Source organism: Trichococcus sp. (assembly GCF_055118575.1).
This window is the reverse complement of sequence record NZ_JBSQPW010000031.1, coordinates 18,116-34,647: the sequence shown is the minus strand read 5'-3', so window position 1 is coordinate 34,647 and position 16,532 is coordinate 18,116. Positions and strand designations below refer to the sequence as shown.

Here is a 16,532-nt window from a genome sequence, read left to right as displayed (position 1 = left end):
GCCAGGATCAAACTCTCATGTAATGTGGGCTCTTGTACAGAAACCCTCATGAAAAGCTGAATAGCTCTTAATTTCTTGCTGACTTTATGTTTGCGATACTAAGTATCGCCTTCGTTTGCTTCGACCGAAATCGAAGCTCCCTGCACATTTGGTTCGTTCATTCTTTGTTCAGTTTTCAAAGGTCATCGCGTATCACTCGTTACGTGATAGCTTATTCATATTATCACGGCCACCGCATCTTGTCAACAGTTTTTAAAATTAAATTTTAAACTGTTTACCGGATGAATCAGCAACTTTCATATGATAACATCGTTTCATCTTGGTGTCAACAATGAATCTTATCTTGCCGATGCCTTACAAAAGACAACTTCATAATACTATCATCATTCCAAACCTGTGTCAAACAGATTTAAAAACAAAACGCATCGGATTACCGAGGAACTAAACTTTACCACAAAAATGTAAGCCTTGTCAACAGCTACGAATCAACCTTTTTTATGTCAGACATTTTTTCGTCATGCGCAAAACTAAATGCCAGTTCATTTCCTATCTTCGAAATACCGTCCCATGCAGCAATAGGACAGATTTATCTAATTTCCGAAGGGCTTACCCGTGAAGCTGGCCATCAAATTTGATGGCATGAAACATTTTGGAAACCTGTGAAACACCTATGGTGACGCACTTTTCAATTCGAAAAATTTTATACTTCCCTAGTTATATAAAAAAGGCGGACAACGAATTGTCCGCCCCGATCAATTGGTAAACTTATAGTCTGTCGTTTAATTCTTTAGCCAATTCTTCGAATCCAGGTTTGCCCAGAAGCGCAAACATGTTTTTCTTGTAAGCTTCAACACCTGGTTGGTCGAATGGATTCACACCATTCAGGTAACCAGAAATACCTACTGCGATTTCGAAGAAATACACAAGGTAGCCTAATGAATAAGCATCCATTTCAGGCATAGTGACCAACAAGTTTGGTACCCCGCCGTCTGTATGAGCCAATAAAGTCCCTTGGTAAGCTTTTGTATTCACGAAATCAACGTCTTTACCTTCAAGATAGCCCAAGCCGTCCAAATCTTCTGCACTTAAAGGAATATCGATTGTTTTGCGTGGTTTTGCAACTTTAACAACCGTCTCAAAGATATTTCTCTGTCCATCTTGGATGGATTGGCCGATTGAGTGCAAATCTGTCGAGAAGTTCGCGCTGGTTGGGTAAATACCTTTTTGGTCTTTGCCTTCAGATTCACCGAATAGCTGTTTCCACCATTCTGACAGGTATTGCATGCCTGGTTCGTAGTTAGCCAAAATCTCAGTCACTTTGCCTTTACGGTACAGGATGTTGCGGATAGCTGCGTATTGATAGGCTACGTTCGTTGCCAAATCAGGATTCATATATGCTTCACGGGCATCAGCAGCACCTTGCATCAACGCATCGATATCAGCTCCGCTGACAGCGATCGGAAGAAGGCCAACTGGTGTCAATACAGTGAAACGTCCGCCAACGTCATCAGGAATTACGAAAGTTTCGTACCCTTCCATGTCTGCTTCATGTTTCGCTGCGCCTCTTGCTTTGTCTGTGGTAGAGTATATGCGTTTTACTGCTTCTTCTTTACCGTATTTTTTGATCAACAATTCTTTGAACACGCGGAAAGCGATTGCCGGTTCAGTGGTAGTTCCTGATTTTGAAATCATGTTCACTGAGAAATCACGGTCTCCGATCACTTCGATCAAGTCAGCTAAATAAGTGGAGCTGATGCTGTTTCCTGCAAAGAAAATTTGCGGTGTTTTGCGGTCTGCAGTTGTCTGAACGTTGTAGAAAGTGTTGTTCAGGAAGTCGATTGCAGCACGGGCACCTAAATAAGAACCTCCGATACCAATAACGACCAAAACCTCTGAATCGGATTGAATTTTTTTCGCTGCCGCTTTGATGCGGGCGAATTCTTCTTTGTCATAATCTTTAGGCAGGTCAATCCAGCCAGTGAAGTCGTTCCCTGGGCCTGTACCTTCACGAAGCGCTTTGTCAGCGGCTGTTACTTGGTACTGGATATAGTCCAATTCGTGTTGCGCAAAAAATTTCAAAGCTTTAGAGTAATCAAATTGAATGTGTGACATTTAATATCCTCCTAATTTGTTTTTATAAAATGATCACCGAACAGAAATAAGCGACTTTAATGGTAAATAGGTACACTATCCAATTCCAGTTCAGTAAGTATTTCCGAGATTTCCGAAGATTTTTTCCATGCAAACTTGCCTGGTTCGTTCAGTAAGCTGTCCAAATCGGAAGGTTTTTCCAATGAATCGAAAACAAACAGGGGCATATTTTTGCCATTGCCCTTCATGTTCGTCAAGTCAAGCAATCGCAAAGACTCAGATTCAATGCCAACATGCGCCAGCAAGACTTCCATTATAGATCCTAAAGGGGATTTACCGCTTTCGGATAAGTTCACACTAGGTAGGCTGTAGGTTCTATTTTCTGTATTGACCAGAAAGTACGTTTCCTCTGCCTCATTAGTGACCATAATAGTCCCTGCTACTATGTTTTCTTTTATCATCATGAATGTCCCCTTTCACCGGAAGTCGTATAGACAGGACTATTCCCTGTCGATTTCCTGACTTTTTCGTCTTCTTTGGCCTCTTCGATCCAGGTAGGCATCATTTCTTTCAAGGTCTCAAAACCAATCTGCGGTAAGTATCGTCTTTTCCTTTTCTTTCTTTTTGCCGGATAACACGGAGTTGCCAACTTTTCCATAGCCCTGAGAGACAGGCTTATTTTACCTGTATACTCATCGATATCTATGATTTTGGCTTCTACTTCATCGTCGATTTGAATGAATTCATCAAGATTGGTCACATACCCATGCCTGCATTCGGATATATGGATCAGGCCTTGCGTATTTTTGTCTAATGAAATAAAAACACCATATGATTGGATTCCTGTTACCTTGCCTTCAATTATGTCTCCGATTTTATATTCCATTTTCATTCTTAATTCCCCTCACAGTACCAGATAATTATACCACGTGCCCAGATGAAAGGATAGAATTTCTGATGCAACTTTGATCAGAAGCAACTCTTAGGCGGCGTCATTGCGATCCCTACCCTGAAAACGCTCAGTAGCGTTAGGTGAGACGAAATCAAGATATCCTGATTCATGAAGAAAAAGGGCTTTTTTTGCCCCTTCTACACGATTATAAAATCGTGATGCTCTCGATGACAACGTCTTCGACTGGTTTGTCTTGAGCGCCTTTTTTCACGCCTTCGATAGCGTAGACGGTTTCCATGCCGGCTTCCACTTGTCCGAATACGGTATGTTTTTGATCCAACCAAGGTGTACCGCCGTTTGCAGCATATGCCTCGACGATTTCTTTCGGCCAGCCGCCCGCTTCCAATTGAGCTAACATGGTCATCGGAACTTCTTTAGCGGTGACGATGAAAAATTGACTTCCGTTTGTGTTCGGGCCAGCATTCGCCATCGACAATGCGCCGTTGAGGTTGAACAGATTCATCGAGAATTCATCTTCAAAAGATTCGCCCCAAACACTTGAACCGCCCATTCCAGTTCCTGTAGGGTCGCCGCCCTGAATCATGAAGTTGTCAATGACGCGGTGGAAAATGATGCCATCATAATAGCCGCTTTCAGCCAAACCCAAGAAGTTTTCGACTGTTTTCGGTGCCAAGTCAGGGAACAAACGGATCGTGATATCCCCTTTATTTGTTTTCATAATGACTTTCTTATCGTTTTCTGTTGATTGTAATTGTGGAAATAAGCTCATTATTCATCCTCCTTTTTTTTACATTTTACCACAAGATGCAGAAGATTAATCCCCCGATTATCCAAAAATGAAAATTCAGGCCGTTTTTTCTTTTTCATTAGGCTGTATCTATCGATTCATGTTATCATAAATGAAAAGTAGCTCTTTAAGTGAAGGATGAAAAATAATGATGATTTTCGAGAATTTCCCACTGATTTGTTCCCTGGCAGCTATCATGTTCACCCAAGCTTTAAAATATCCGATTGCAATTTTATCAAAGGACAAGAAAACTTCCTTGTCGATTGTTACGACCACTGGCGGAATGCCCAGTTCCCACTCGGCTGCCGTCAGCTCATTGATAACAGCACTCATCCTTCAATACGGGATTGGTTCAGGTTATGTGGCTATCGCTACGACTTTTGGCGTCATCGTCATGTTCGACTCGATGGGGGTTCGTCGTCAGAGTGGCGAGCAGGGGATTGTCCTCATTGATGCCATCAAAGAATTGACCCGTTTGTCACTCAAGTTCCCTAAGAACGAGCAGGAACTGATTGCTGAAGAAGCGGAGGAGAAAATCCACCCTGAAGAAATGGCTGTCAAAAAATACCTTGGCCACAAACCTTCCGAAGTATTCGTCGGACTGTTGACCGGTATTTTCGTGACATTCATCGTCAGATTGTTCTACGCGCAAATCTGATACCTCTCTGGGCGATGCGTTCGCCCGGAATAGAAACAACGGAGGAAGAAAATTGACAGATAAAGATATATACGACATCACCATCATCGGCGGTGGCCCCGTCGGCATGTTCACCGCATTCTACGCCGGACTCCGACAAGCCAAAGTCAAAATCATAGAAGCTTTACCCCAGCTCGGCGGCCAACCCGGCATGCTGTATGCTGAAAAGAATATATATGACATAGCGGGTTACCCCGCAATCTCGGGAGGCGACCTTGTCACTAACCTGAAGGCGCAGATGGACCGCTTCGATACGAAGTTGGTTTTCGGCGAAGAAGCATTTGAACTCGAAAAAAATGCGGAAGGCATCTTCGAAATCCAAACGACCAAAAATCGCCATTATTCGAAGGCGGTGATCATATCCGCAGGCAACGGCGCTTTCCGACCGCGGAAACTGGAAATAGAGCACGCTGATAGGTACGAGAACACCAATCTCCACTATTTCGTGAACAACATCGAAAGTTTCCGCGACAAGACGGTCGCCATCTGCGGCGGTGGAGATTCGGCAGTGGATTGGGCATTGACCTTGGAACCGATAGCCAAAAAAGTCTATCTGATCCATCGACGGCCGCAATTCCGCGCCCAAGAACACAGCGTACACCTGTTGCAAGAATCGACGATTGAGATCATGACCCCTTTTGTGCCGGTCAGTGTCAACGGAAACGACGAATTCCTGACGAGCGTTACCCTTCAGGAAGCCCGTAAAGATAACACGTTAGAACTGGAAGTAGATGACTTTTTGATCAATTACGGCTTTTCGTCTTCCATCGGCGGCATGAAGAAATGGGGATTCGATGTCCAAGGCAATGCCATCGTAGTAAACTCGAAGATGGAAACCACTATCCCGGGTGTCTACGCCATCGGAGACATCGGAACATACTCCGGAAAGGTCAAACTGATCGCCACCGGTTTCGGTGAAGCTCCCATTGCCGTCAACAACGCGATGGTCTACATCAATCCCGACACACGCGTCCAGCCGATGCACAGCACCAGCCTATTTTAGTTATATGTAGGGCCGTCTCCTTGAGGGATGGCCCTTTTTGATTGCGAAGCCAATTTGTTGGATGTTCCGTAGCCATTAGACGATTTCGATCTGAAATGATGTCAAATTGTTGAATGTTTCTCGACATTCGATAATCTCAGCTTACTACGGAATCAAATTGTCGGAACCACCTCACCTATTTGATGAATTGGTCATCGCCCTGGGCAGCTCATCTGAATTTTGATTGCCGATCCACACCACCGGAAACGCCAGCACCCAATACCCTCAAAACGCTATCTTGTGTGTAGCAGATTTTTTGCATTGAAGCCAGAAGCCTCTTCTTTTGTTTTCCATGACCATTCCTTTATAATGAAGCTATCAAATACGAAAGCGGGAGGCATTAATATGGTCAAATCAGACAGTGAGTTGCATGCACGAGCGGTGGCTTTAATGAAAGAACGCGGCGTGAGCGTCGAGGATATCGCCGACCTCGTTTTGCATCTCCAAAAATCCTATGTAGAAAATCTGACAATGGAAGAATGCATCGAAAATGTTACGGCTGTATTCCTGAAGCGGGAAGTCCAAAACACAATCATCACCGGAATCGAGCTGGATAAGCTTGCCGAAGAAGGCAAACTCTCCCAACCGTTGGCAGATATCATCCTAAACGATGAAGGTCTATACGGCATAGATGAAATCCTTGCCCTTTCCATCGTCAACGTATACGGCTCCATCGGTTTTACAAACTACGGTTATATCGATAAAGTAAAACCTGGCATATTGCAAAAACTGAACGACAAATCCGATTCAGAGTGCCACACTTTCCTAGATGACATCGTAGGCGCCATCGCTGCAGCCGCCGCCAGCCGCATCGCCCACGACAACCCAAACAAAAGCGACATAATGAAATAGAGCGTGATGATTCGCGTTTAGACACCCGTACGTTGGAGCACCCATCAAGACAAAACGAGCCTGAATTGCTATCATTCTGGATAGCAGTTCAAGCTCGTTTGTTTTACGTATTTTTCACTTTTCTGCGTACCCAGAAGTACAACAGCACAAGGACCAGTTCAAGCATTACAAAGACCACCACAAAGCAGTGCATGAAGAAGTCCTGGGGCAATGCCAAAATGATCGGATCTGTCCGCGCATCAAAAATCCAGGCATCATTGTTGAAGAAGACTCCATGGAACGCGACAAAGAGACGGTCGAAGTTCATAAAAATCACAGCTAAAGCCACTAATGGAGCTGCAATCATCAGCCGTAACGGATTCAGCATCCGCCAATAACCCTGTTCTTTTTTCACCATCCGCAAAAACAATGCGGTTGCAGCGGCAGACACACCCATTATAGCGTAATCCAACAGGAACAATCTTTTCACCTCATGAAAATGGAACAGACCGCTCTCGGATGCAGGGAAATCAGGCATCCTCAATTCCGAAATCCACGGCAAGTTCAGATACTGCATCAGGATACGGTAATTATCCAGAATGACGTCTTTCGAAAAACCGGTCATTTGTTCAATGTTCAGGTAATCGATGTCAAAGCTATAGAGCGGTGTAAAGTTGATCGTAAAGGCGACACTTGCGCTCAACACCAACAAAAAAATGGCTGTGTATCCGGAAAAATATTTCAGCTTCTGAGCCATCGCTACACTTCCCATTCGGACAGATCATTGACGATATAAGTCGGCTGCTCAGCTTTCCCATCGATATCGACCAACTGTGAAAATCCAGTCAGAACCATCAAAGTGTCCACGCCGTAATGTATTCCCGCCAGGATATCCGTATTATAGTTATCCCCAACCATGATGACATCCTCTTTCTCCAGCTGCATCCTTTTGATGGCACCGGCCATGATCGTTGGATAAGGTTTGCCGATGATCAGCGGCTCTTGTTGGGTACACGCCTTCAGAAAGGCTGTCAAGGCGCCTGCTCCAGGAATAAAGCCTCGTTCGGTCGGCAAATTAGTGTCCGGGTTGGTCGCTACAAATGTGGCGCCTTTTTGGATAGCCAAACAAGCTGCCTCCAATTGCGGATACGTCACCCCGCGATCCAACGCCTGCAGGACAAAATCAGGATCTTCATCGACCATCTCGAAGCCCGCAGATTCCACTTCCTGTTTCAATGAGGCTTCACCGATTACCATCACCTTCTTGCCGATATTCAATTCGTTAAGATGATCCAATGCCGCCATGGCGCTTGTGTAAATATGGTCTTCCGTCACATCAATCTGGAAGTTTTGCAATAGATTCTCTTTCACTTCTTTTGCCGTCTTAGTTGCGTTGTTCGTGACGAACAGGAATGGAATATTTTTATCCTGTAGTTCTTTGACGAAGATTTCCGCCGTCGGAATGCGCTCTGCACCTTTGTACACGGTTCCGTCGAGATCGATTAAATAACCTTTATACTTTTTAATGATGTTCTCCTCCTGATGACTGCTCTATCTTTTTGATTTGGAAACTTTTCTTCTCGCCCTTGGCAGGTCTGGTTGTCGTCGGTTTCGGTTTGTCCTTCGGCTGGGAGTCCTTCGCATTCACATCTTTGACCACAAAACCTTTTTTCTTCCCTTGGCTTTTCGGTCTTTCGGTATTTCTGGATTCTTTATTTTTGTTTGGTTGTGCTGAAGTCTTAGTAGGCTGCACAGTTGTTTGGACAGTTGTATCTACCTGAAGTTCTTCTTTGTTTGCTTCCCGATTCTTGCGTTTACGATTGCGCTTCGTTTTTGTGATTTTCTCTTTATCAGAACGCGTTTTTTCGATCACGAAATAAGCACAGCCAAAATTACAGTATTCATAGAGATAATCCTCCAGGAAACTGATTTTCTTGTCCTGGGAGACCTTGCTGTTGTTGTTTCTGTAGAAGCCTTTCAGCCGAAGTTGTTCATAGCCCCAATCCCCAACGATATAATCATACTTACTCAAAATGGACGTATATCTTCCGGCTAACGCTTCAGAATCAAAGCCTTCCCGATGATTGATGCTCAATTCGTATTCTTGGGTACCTACCAAAAGACGGTTGTCATCAAGTAAACTGACAATTTCTTCCTCTTCTTTACGGTCGTTTGTAACCGATTCACTATCATCCGCAATAGTTTCCAGTAAGGCATCCACTTGCGTTTTCAATGATTCATCCAATAATTCCTTTTTATCCACGATAGCACCTCACTTTTCTCTTGTAATAGGAAATTTTTCTTCCAAATGCAGGCCGAAAACATCCCGAAGGAAATACGGAAACAACAAGCGGCTGCGGCCTTCGTTTTCGATAGTCGGGAAATAGCTGATGTAGCGGAAATGGTCCACCGTCACAAAGGTGATATCCTCCTCATCGGAAAGCTCCCTGCCTTCCACCATCACTCGCTTCGTGACAGGCTCTACCTCAAAGCCACGATAGCAGAGTTCCCCGAAAATCCTTCCCCGGAAACCCATGCCGGTTATTTCCTTCGTCATCAGTTCTTTGCGCTGCGATTCCATTTCATCGATCATAACTTTAAAATCCCGTCCCGTCAGCGTGCATTCCAACAAGCGCATCGGATGCGGCAAAATTTGATGCAGATGGTTTTTCGTGATGATGCCCTCCGGAAGATCCGCAAGGAATAGTCCGGAGTTCAGAATGCCGAATGGTGTATCGGCATATTCGGTCACGGCATCCAAACCCAGCAGCAACAGTTCATTGATGTGCCCTTCATCCGTCAAAAGCCTTTCAGGGTTGTCAGCAATAGGGATCGCTTGCAGTAGCGCTTCTCCACGTTCTTGCAGTTCAGCGACTTCCGCCCTATCGCTGGGTTCTTCCGGCAAGTCCGCTGCTTCGATCAGCTCGGCTTTACGGTCCAGAATCCGGTCCGAATCATAGCTGACCGTGACATGACCGATGTATTTCCCGAACTTTCCTGCCCCCAGCAGCAAGGAATCATCCACATGTTTGCCTTCTGGGAGGACATGGTGGGTATGCGCTCCGATAATGATCGGAATGGAACGGTACATTTCGCCGATGTGGATGTCCTCGATGATACCGACGTGCGACAAAAGGATGATCAAATCGACGGACGGCGCCACTTTCAACAAAATTTTCGGCAGGACCTCATCCGACTCCTTGGGATCCCAGCCGTTCGGGACATAGCTGAGATAAAGTGGCGCTGTCAATCCGATGATTCCGACTTTCAGACCGCTGGCCAGTGTTTTGATCAGATACGGCTGCGCCCAAGTTGGCAAAGCATCCGTTTCCGGATCGTATAGGTTCGCCAACACGACAGGGAATTCGGCATCATCATAGAGTTCATCCAACTGCCGCTTGTCATTGCCGATTCCTTCATTATTTCCGATTGTAACGGCATCGAACGGAATTTGGTTCAGCAATTCGATGTTCGCCTTGCCGTTGGTGGCTTCCGTCAAAGGGTGCACTCTGTCGCAGGCATCACCGATATCGAAAAGCAGCACCTCTTCTCCATTTTTTTCATGGAGGGCTTTCTTTTCCAACAAAAAGCGCCGGATTTTCGGCCAATTATCAAAATGCGAATGCAGATCATTGATATGGTAGATATGCAACTTTTTCATGATACGTTCTCCTTTTCCGTCGACAAAGAGGAACGTGCTTCATTCATCTTTCTCTTTTGTGATTTCTTCAACTTTAGCATGCGCTACCGCCATCAGGTCGGCGGGACTAATCTCAATCTGTGTGCCGCGTTTGCCGCCTGACACCAGCACGCTCTTTTCATCAAGAATATGATGTGACAAATAAGTAGGGAAGGCTTTTTTCATCCCGATCGGCGAACAGCCTCCCCGGATATAACCGGTCGTCGCTTCCAAATCCTTTAAAGGAAGCATTTCGATCCGTTTATTGCCACTGACTTTCGCGAAAGCTTTCAGATCCAATTCATGCTGCGCCGGGATGACCCCAACGACGACGCCGGTTTTATCCCCGACCGTTACGATAGTTTTGTAGACCGCGCCGGCATCTTGGCTCATTTTCTCGAGAACTGACAGCGCATCGAGGTGGTCTTCTGACCAAGCATATTCATGGACTGTATAGGCGCACTTCTGTTTATCCAGCATGCGCATCGCATTTGTTTTGGTTATTTTCTTATTCTTCACTGTCATCTTTCCTTTTTGTCTGATACTGCCTATTTTACCATATGTATAGGGATTGCATCCGGAAAAAGTGACCGTTCCGGTATAAAAAAGCGCAAAAAAAGAGACTTCACAGCTCAATGCTGAAGGAGTCCCTGATTTTTTTAAGCTGGATAGTTATCAATGCTCCAAATTTTCGGCATGGAATCCTACTCGTTTGGCCAAGTCGATGAATGTTTCTACTTCTTTATCTGAAAGGACAGAAAATATTTCTGCGATATAAGCAGCATGCAACGGGAAAATGCGGTCCATCAATTTGCGTCCTTCTTCGGTAATGGCTGTAAAAATAACGCGGCGGTCGGTTGCACATGGGATGCGTTGTACCAGCCCTTTGCTCTCTAATTTATCGACAACGTACGTCAAACTGCTACTGGCAAGCAAGACTTTCTTCCCGATGTTTTGGATCGGCTGCTCCCCTTTATGATACAACAATTCCATCACGGCGAATTCCGAAAAATTCAGTCCTTGCTTCATCATATCTTTCTTCAGTTTGTCCTGTACATGTTGAGATGATTTAAATAACACTGTAAGGGCCTTCAAAGTATCGCGATCTGTTGCGGGCATCGTAACACCTCCCTTTTTTATTTCGATTTCGAAAGAATAATATCACGAATAAAAAGATTTGTCAAAATATACAAACGCTTTCTCTAAACAGAATAAGCCAAGCTCTACAAAACAAAAAAACAAAAAACGTGCGGAGGAAAAGCGTTAATCCCCGCACACAGTTCAGCAAAAATATTATGAGAGCTGCTCATGCCAGCTGAAATACAAAACCATCAGATAAACAATCAAAGTCAACAAGGTGGTTACGGCAACATAATACCCATAGAGCACGACGTCGAGGAATATCAGTCCGTTGGCCAGCAGTGGAAACAGGATGATACCCGCCAAAAAAATCAGTTCCGCCGCCAGCAAGAGCAGCACTTTGGCTTTCCTGAACCTGAAAAGCAGAAAATACGTTACAAAGCTCAGAACGAATAGAAATAAAATAAAATAGTTTTGCGAATAAAACTGATACTCGGATGTCGGATCCAGTGCAAACGTCTCATAGTTCGGAATAAGGATCCAAGGCAGAAATAGACTGATTCCAAAAATAACAAAGAGTAAATCAAGGTAAATAACATTTTTTCCCTTCACAAAAGCCACTCCCATTGATTCATCAGGAGTTCCCTAATACCCTTGCTCTCCTGAGTGTAATATACTATATAAACAGTATACACAAACAATTGTCCTATCAGAAATATCATCAACAATAAGCAATGGATTAATCTGGTACTTATTGGATTTAAAGGAGAACACTTATTTGAAAAAATATTTATATATAGCGTTGGGTTCATTGACGTTCGCTCTCGGGACCATCGGGATGTTCCTACCTTTCCTGCCTACAACTGTTTTCTATCTGTTGACCGGTTTTTTCTGGCTCCACAGCTCGGAACGTCTGCACCGACAATTCACCGAGTCGGATAAATACAAGCAATACATCGTTGAGCCCTTGGTAAAGAAAAACATCACGAACGCGGGCATGATCCGGATGTTCGTCATGATGCTCTTTGTCTTTACGATTCCTTTTGCGCTGACCGACAGCACAACGCTGCGCATCGTGCTGCTGATCGTATACTTGGCCCATCTGATCGGCTTGACTTGGCATCTGCGGTTCAGAAAATAACCGTGATCACGGCTTGCCTAAACTTCCGGATAATCGCCTGTCACTGCTGACCTCAAGATTTTCCTGTCCACGCGACAGATGCGCAATGACTTCCCGGATCAACCGGGGCAGAACCTCATAGGAGTATGGCTTATATACCCTTTCCTTCCAAGTGTGCGCCCCTTTCCCATAGACCCCCAGATTAACCGCAGGAATCGAAAGTTCCTGGATATCATCGGTAGGCAGCGGGTAAATGCTTTCCATACCCGGAAAATTTTGGATCAATGTCAGGATTTCCTCCTTGGTTTCGCTCATCGACAGGTAGCTGCTGTCGGAAAGGAACGGAAAGAAGCGCCGTTTTTTGAACGTCTGGCCGTGCTCTGCCCCGATTTTTTCCATCGCGGCTGAAATGGCATGGTCAACCGGCGAATCCGGTTCGATGCCGTTATGCGGACAAAACGGCGGTGCCAAGAAGAGGATAACTTTGGCGGCATCATCCCCTGTCGCATGCTCCAATGCGTCGACCAGCCTAAAGCCGAAAGCGCGTTTATCCTCCTGGCCGTATTTCTCCAAATTTCCCGCTATGATCGCAGCCGTATCGACGCCCTTTTGCGAGCACTCGCGCAAATAATCTTCGAAAAGCAGGACGCTCACCTCGTGGTCGATCGTACCGATCGGAACACCCACTCTGGCACGGTATTCAGCCAGCCGGGCGTCCAGTTTTTCCGTCACTTTCCGGACGGCTTCCTCGGCTGCACCGCGCAATATCGACAGCACATCCGTAACGGAGCGTTCGTACAGAAACGTGTTGAAGTAGAGGTGTGCCACTTTAGCCGTTTGGACATTGTAGAAGTCTTTGCAGTCCCGCTGCTGCAGAGCGGATGACGGCAAGACTTCTTCGTCGTCGATCAGCTCGCACAAGTCTGGGTTCGTGTTGATCGCCAAGTTGATGGCGCTGGAAAGCAGCGTCGGATCGATGCCCTGCAACGTGCTGCCCACATGCGTTTCCCGGCCTTTGATGTAAAAACAAGGGAGGATTTTTCCGGCAGCGCCCGTATACAGATAGCGCGTGTCGTCGCCCTCAAACAAAGGCGAAACAAAATCAGTATTGACCGCAACAATGAACTCGTACCCTTTCCGCTTGAACGCCAACAGCTCCGGCAAAGCAGCGATAACGCCGGTATGATCGTTCTCTTCCACGGGATTCCCCATCAGCAAAAGGTTGAATGGAAGTTCTTGCGAATTTAATGAGTAACGCAGCAGGTTTGCCAGATGCACCGCCATCCCGCTCTTCATGTCCAGCATACCGCGCCCGAATGCCCATTCGCCTGACAATGCGTCGCTTTGAACGTCAGCATCTGCTTCGTAATTCTCAAAAAAGCGCAACAGGCGCTCCGGCGAAAAAGCATCTGCTTTCTGCTTTCCGAAGTCTTCGATGCCGACCGTATCGATATGGGCATGCAGCAGGACGATTTTCTTCGAATCGGCTTTGGGAAGAAATGCGAACACATTTCTCCGCTGCAATGGATCATTCAACAACGGCGTCTCCCAAACCAGATCGGGGTGCTCCTGAAAATAAGGGAAACTCGACAGAATCTCGGCGACACGCCTGCAGATATCCACTTCACCATGAGCCGAACTGTTGACGCTCGGGATCTGGACGAGTTCTTTTGCCAATACTTCAATTTGCTGCGGTTGCGGCAGATTATTGATTGTTTCGTACATATCGTTTCCCCCTATGCATGCACTCTTTTCAGTGGGAAGGTCATGCAATGGATGCCTCCCCCTAATTTCAGCAACTCGGTCAATTCGATTTCATGGACGGTGAGTCCTTTCTTGCGCATCTTTTCATTGATGCCCCGGTTCCGGCCCAAGGAAATCACTTCATTGCGGCCGATTGCCTGGACATTGTAGCCATGACGGAAAATCGCATGTTCGTCATCGGTGATCAATTCGATTTCCATTTTTTTCAACAACGCTATGAAAGTTTCAGGCAAATATGCATAGCCGATTGCAAGCTTGGGAGCTACCAAGTTGAAGCACATGTCCAAATGGAGGTAACGCGGATCCATTTCAACGGGATGCACATCATACCCCAAAGGCTTCAGAATCCTCTTAATCTGTCCGAATCCCTCCGCGTTCGTCCGGTCCAACATACCGATGGCAACCGTGCGTTCGTCCAAGAAGGCAAAATCCCCGCCCTCAAAGACGCCCGTTCCTGACACTTCCCCCAACAGCGGAACGCCCAGCTCGGCCATCTTCACTTCGTAGGCTTCGGTTTCCGACAAGCGGATATCATTTTTGAATTTCCCGAGGATATAGCCTTCGTTCACGCAACCCCCAAAGTCCCGGGAAAACACAGCATGCGGAAGGATTTCATCCTTTTCCATTAGCTCGACTGAGATGCCCAAGCTTTCATATAATGAATGGAGTTCCTGGAATTCCTTTTGGATGCGGCTTTCATCTATCTGCTGCAGGTCCCATTTTTTTGAAATTTCGTTGATTTGTTCTGCCTGATGGACATGACTGGGTTTTGACAGCAAAACCTTTTCAAGCCTGCCTGTTCCGTTCGCGACGTACATAAGCTCCCTCCGTTCAGTTGATGCATTTGCGGACTCGGATGAACGGCTATCGATCTTTGCCATCCAGCGCGGACCCTTGCTTTGCTCATATCTGATTCAAAGTATAAGCAACATTTTCAGAGTCAGCCACTTGGTGTAAATTGCTGAAAACGATGCCTTTCCGTCCCTACAGGTGTTGCAGATGATTTTTGAATAGTTGCGGCTTTTCCCGGATATGTGACATTACCTGACAGGATTCGCGACTTCCTTACATACCTAACCTTTTTCCATAACATCAGGTTATACTGAATGGAAATTAACCTGACATGGAGGGATTGGGATGGGTCTGCCACAGCTACGGACGTTTCATTATTGCGCTACATATTTGAGTTTTTCCAAAACCGCCCAGCATTTCGGACTGAGCCAGCCGGCGATCACCAAACAGATCAAAAAATTGGAAGCGGATCTGGAGCAGGATTTGTTCATCCGGGCCGGCCGGAAGCTGTTCCTGACAAGCGCCGGGGAAGCCTTGTTCGAGTATTCCTCCCAAATATTCAGCCTGTATGAGGAAGCCTTGGGAAAGGTGCGGAACTTGTCCGAAGAAAAACTCCGGTTGCGGATTGTAGGGGATCTGAATTACATGAAAATGAACCTTTCGGGGTTTTTCGCAAAGGCCTACGAGCGGTTTCCTGACATCGAAATCGAAATCGACACCGCCGAAAACGCCAAGCTGATATTTTCAGGCGTGCGCGATAAGCAATACGATATCGGAATACTGAGCGCCAATTACACAACGATCGGCGTGCGCGACCGGTTGCTCCGGGAAGACAACATTTACTTGGTCGCTTCAACCGCTTTGGCCAGTCGCATGCGACGAGAACCCGATCTGCAACCGCCCTTGCTGTTCTACAAATCAGAATCCTCCTACAGCAGCTTCCTGCAGGAATTTATGCACAGAAATGGCCTGTCCGAACAGAATCGGATGACCTTCAACAGTCTCGAAATGATCCGCCAAGCTTTGCTGAAGGACACCGGTGTCGCCATCCTGTCGGAAGACGTCATCAAAGAAGACATCCTCGCAGGGCGTATCACCATCCTGGCGACGCCGGTCGAATCGTTGAAAATCAAGACGCGAGTGATCTATCGGTCTGACAATCCGATGCTGCGCAGTGTCGAGGCATGCATCAAGTTGATTATCGCTGAAACGGGCAAATCTTAGCATTTCAGCTCCTGATGACACAAAATGGACCAGCAAATCCTCCTTCTAGGGAATTGCTGGTCCATTTTTCTTTTTGTCACTCCGATAAATATGCAATCGCCTTGCGGTATTTTTCTGCCCGATCCCTATCCTTTTTGGTGACCTTCTCCAAACGGCCCAAATCCGAATTGTGCTTCAGATCAGCCAGCTTCACGGTAGTGGCCAGTCCGTTCTTTTTGACGTTTGCCAAATAATCACTGTAGCTTTGGCCGGATTTTTTGGTCAATGCTTCCACAGCTTCGACAATGTTGTCAGGCAATCCCTTGGCCAGCAAATCGTTGGCTGTCACCTCCGTATCCTCGATGATATCATGCAGCAGCGCGACAGCCTTTTCCTCATCCGTCGTCACCATCGCAGCCACTTGCTGCGGATGCAGGATATAATCAAGCCCGGCTTTGTCCGTCTGTCCGGCATGCGCGGCTTTCGCTATTTCAAACGCCAATTCTTCCAACATGATTGAACCACCTCTCTCA

General features: G+C 46.2%; 19 protein-coding genes. 5 read left to right on the top strand and 14 right to left on the bottom strand.

The window, feature by feature from the left end:
• Positions 1-765 precede the first annotated feature (765 nt).
• From ACTCCX_RS09655 to ACTCCX_RS09640, 4 genes are all read right to left on the bottom strand, one after another.
• The gene (locus ACTCCX_RS09655) at positions 766-2,112 is read right to left on the bottom strand and encodes a glucose-6-phosphate isomerase (RefSeq protein ID WP_319217855.1); all 1,347 of its coding nucleotides are present in this window, start codon (positions 2,110-2,112) and stop codon (positions 766-768) included.
• Positions 2,113-2,168: 56 nt separating this feature from the next.
• Positions 2,169-2,555 (bottom strand): hypothetical protein, encoded by a 387-nt coding sequence (locus ACTCCX_RS09650; RefSeq protein ID WP_463275796.1) that lies wholly within the window; start codon positions 2,553-2,555, stop codon positions 2,169-2,171.
• Complete coding sequence (locus tag ACTCCX_RS09645) at positions 2,552-2,983, bottom strand: CvfD/Ygs/GSP13 family RNA-binding post-transcriptional regulator (protein WP_463275795.1); 432 nt, start codon at positions 2,981-2,983, stop codon at positions 2,552-2,554. Before ACTCCX_RS09645 ends, ACTCCX_RS09650 begins: the two co-directional genes overlap by 4 nt.
• Before the next feature lie 205 nt (positions 2,984-3,188).
• Entirely contained in the window at positions 3,189-3,773 is a 585-nt protein-coding gene (locus ACTCCX_RS09640; RefSeq protein WP_463275794.1) for a peptidylprolyl isomerase, read from the bottom strand.
• A 166-nt stretch (positions 3,774-3,939) separates the two neighbouring features.
• On the opposite strand from ACTCCX_RS09640, the gene ACTCCX_RS09635 reads away from it, so the two are divergent.
• The 3 genes from ACTCCX_RS09635 (at position 3,940) to ACTCCX_RS09625 (ending at position 6,382) form a co-directional block, all read left to right on the top strand.
• The gene (locus ACTCCX_RS09635) at positions 3,940-4,449 is read left to right on the top strand and encodes a divergent PAP2 family protein (protein ID WP_463275793.1); all 510 of its coding nucleotides are present in this window, start codon (positions 3,940-3,942) and stop codon (positions 4,447-4,449) included.
• Positions 4,450-4,501: 52 nt separating this feature from the next.
• Positions 4,502-5,491 (top strand): NAD(P)/FAD-dependent oxidoreductase, encoded by a 990-nt coding sequence (locus ACTCCX_RS09630; protein WP_463275792.1) that lies wholly within the window; start codon positions 4,502-4,504, stop codon positions 5,489-5,491.
• Positions 5,492-5,875: 384 nt separating this feature from the next.
• A complete protein-coding gene (locus ACTCCX_RS09625) occupies positions 5,876-6,382 on the top strand; it encodes a phosphatidylglycerophosphatase A family protein (RefSeq protein ID WP_463275791.1) in 507 nt (168 codons plus the stop codon).
• A gap of 103 nt (positions 6,383-6,485) precedes the next feature.
• Here the strand turns inward: ACTCCX_RS09625 and ACTCCX_RS09620 are convergent, their stop codons facing one another.
• The 7 genes from ACTCCX_RS09620 to ACTCCX_RS09590 all read right to left on the bottom strand — a co-directional run bounded on the left by ACTCCX_RS09620 (position 6,486) and on the right by ACTCCX_RS09590 (position 11,732).
• Positions 6,486-7,118, bottom strand: coding sequence for a TIGR01906 family membrane protein (locus ACTCCX_RS09620; protein WP_463275790.1), 633 nt, complete (start codon positions 7,116-7,118; stop codon positions 6,486-6,488).
• Positions 7,119-7,120: 2 nt separating this feature from the next.
• A complete protein-coding gene (locus tag ACTCCX_RS09615; protein WP_463275798.1) occupies positions 7,121-7,888 on the bottom strand; it encodes a TIGR01457 family HAD-type hydrolase in 768 nt (255 codons plus the stop codon).
• Positions 7,884-8,624, bottom strand: coding sequence for a YutD family protein (locus ACTCCX_RS09610; RefSeq protein WP_463275789.1), 741 nt, complete (start codon positions 8,622-8,624; stop codon positions 7,884-7,886). Before ACTCCX_RS09610 ends, ACTCCX_RS09615 begins: the two co-directional genes overlap by 5 nt.
• A 9-nt stretch (positions 8,625-8,633) precedes the next feature.
• On the bottom strand, positions 8,634-10,022 hold the full coding sequence (locus ACTCCX_RS09605; protein WP_463275788.1) for a bifunctional metallophosphatase/5'-nucleotidase: 1,389 nt from the start codon (positions 10,020-10,022) through the stop codon (positions 8,634-8,636).
• Between the two features lie 39 nt (positions 10,023-10,061).
• Positions 10,062-10,565 (bottom strand): Cys-tRNA(Pro) deacylase, encoded by a 504-nt coding sequence (gene ybaK, locus ACTCCX_RS09600; RefSeq protein WP_463275787.1) that lies wholly within the window; start codon positions 10,563-10,565, stop codon positions 10,062-10,064.
• Between the two features lie 150 nt (positions 10,566-10,715).
• Positions 10,716-11,159 (bottom strand): MarR family winged helix-turn-helix transcriptional regulator, encoded by a 444-nt coding sequence (locus ACTCCX_RS09595; RefSeq protein ID WP_463275786.1) that lies wholly within the window; start codon positions 11,157-11,159, stop codon positions 10,716-10,718.
• Between the two features lie 174 nt (positions 11,160-11,333).
• Entirely contained in the window at positions 11,334-11,732 is a 399-nt protein-coding gene (locus ACTCCX_RS09590) for a hypothetical protein (protein ID WP_463275785.1), read from the bottom strand.
• 166 nt (positions 11,733-11,898) lie between these two features.
• On the opposite strand from ACTCCX_RS09590, the gene ACTCCX_RS09585 reads away from it, so the two are divergent.
• Positions 11,899-12,261: a YbaN family protein gene (locus ACTCCX_RS09585; protein WP_463275784.1), complete on the top strand. Its 363-nt coding sequence runs from the start codon at positions 11,899-11,901 to the stop codon at positions 12,259-12,261.
• Positions 12,262-12,267: 6 nt separating this feature from the next.
• Here ACTCCX_RS09585 and ACTCCX_RS09580 read toward each other — a convergent pair whose 3' ends face one another.
• A complete protein-coding gene (locus ACTCCX_RS09580; RefSeq protein ID WP_463275783.1) occupies positions 12,268-13,965 on the bottom strand; it encodes a peptidase M20 in 1,698 nt (565 codons plus the stop codon).
• Positions 13,966-13,976: 11 nt separating this feature from the next.
• Positions 13,977-14,822, bottom strand: a complete 846-nt coding sequence (locus tag ACTCCX_RS09575) for a dimethylarginine dimethylaminohydrolase family protein (protein ID WP_463275797.1) — start codon at positions 14,820-14,822, stop codon at positions 13,977-13,979.
• A 319-nt stretch (positions 14,823-15,141) separates the two neighbouring features.
• Between ACTCCX_RS09575 and ACTCCX_RS09570 the strand changes: the two genes are divergently transcribed.
• Positions 15,142-16,020 carry a LysR family transcriptional regulator gene (locus tag ACTCCX_RS09570; protein ID WP_463275782.1) on the top strand — a complete coding sequence of 293 codons (879 nt, stop codon included), beginning with the start codon at positions 15,142-15,144 and terminating at the stop codon, positions 16,018-16,020.
• 76 nt (positions 16,021-16,096) lie between these two features.
• Here ACTCCX_RS09570 and ACTCCX_RS09565 read toward each other — a convergent pair whose 3' ends face one another.
• Positions 16,097-16,513 (bottom strand): HD domain-containing protein, encoded by a 417-nt coding sequence (locus ACTCCX_RS09565; protein ID WP_463275781.1) that lies wholly within the window; start codon positions 16,511-16,513, stop codon positions 16,097-16,099.
• Between the last annotated feature and the right edge of the window lie 19 nt (positions 16,514-16,532).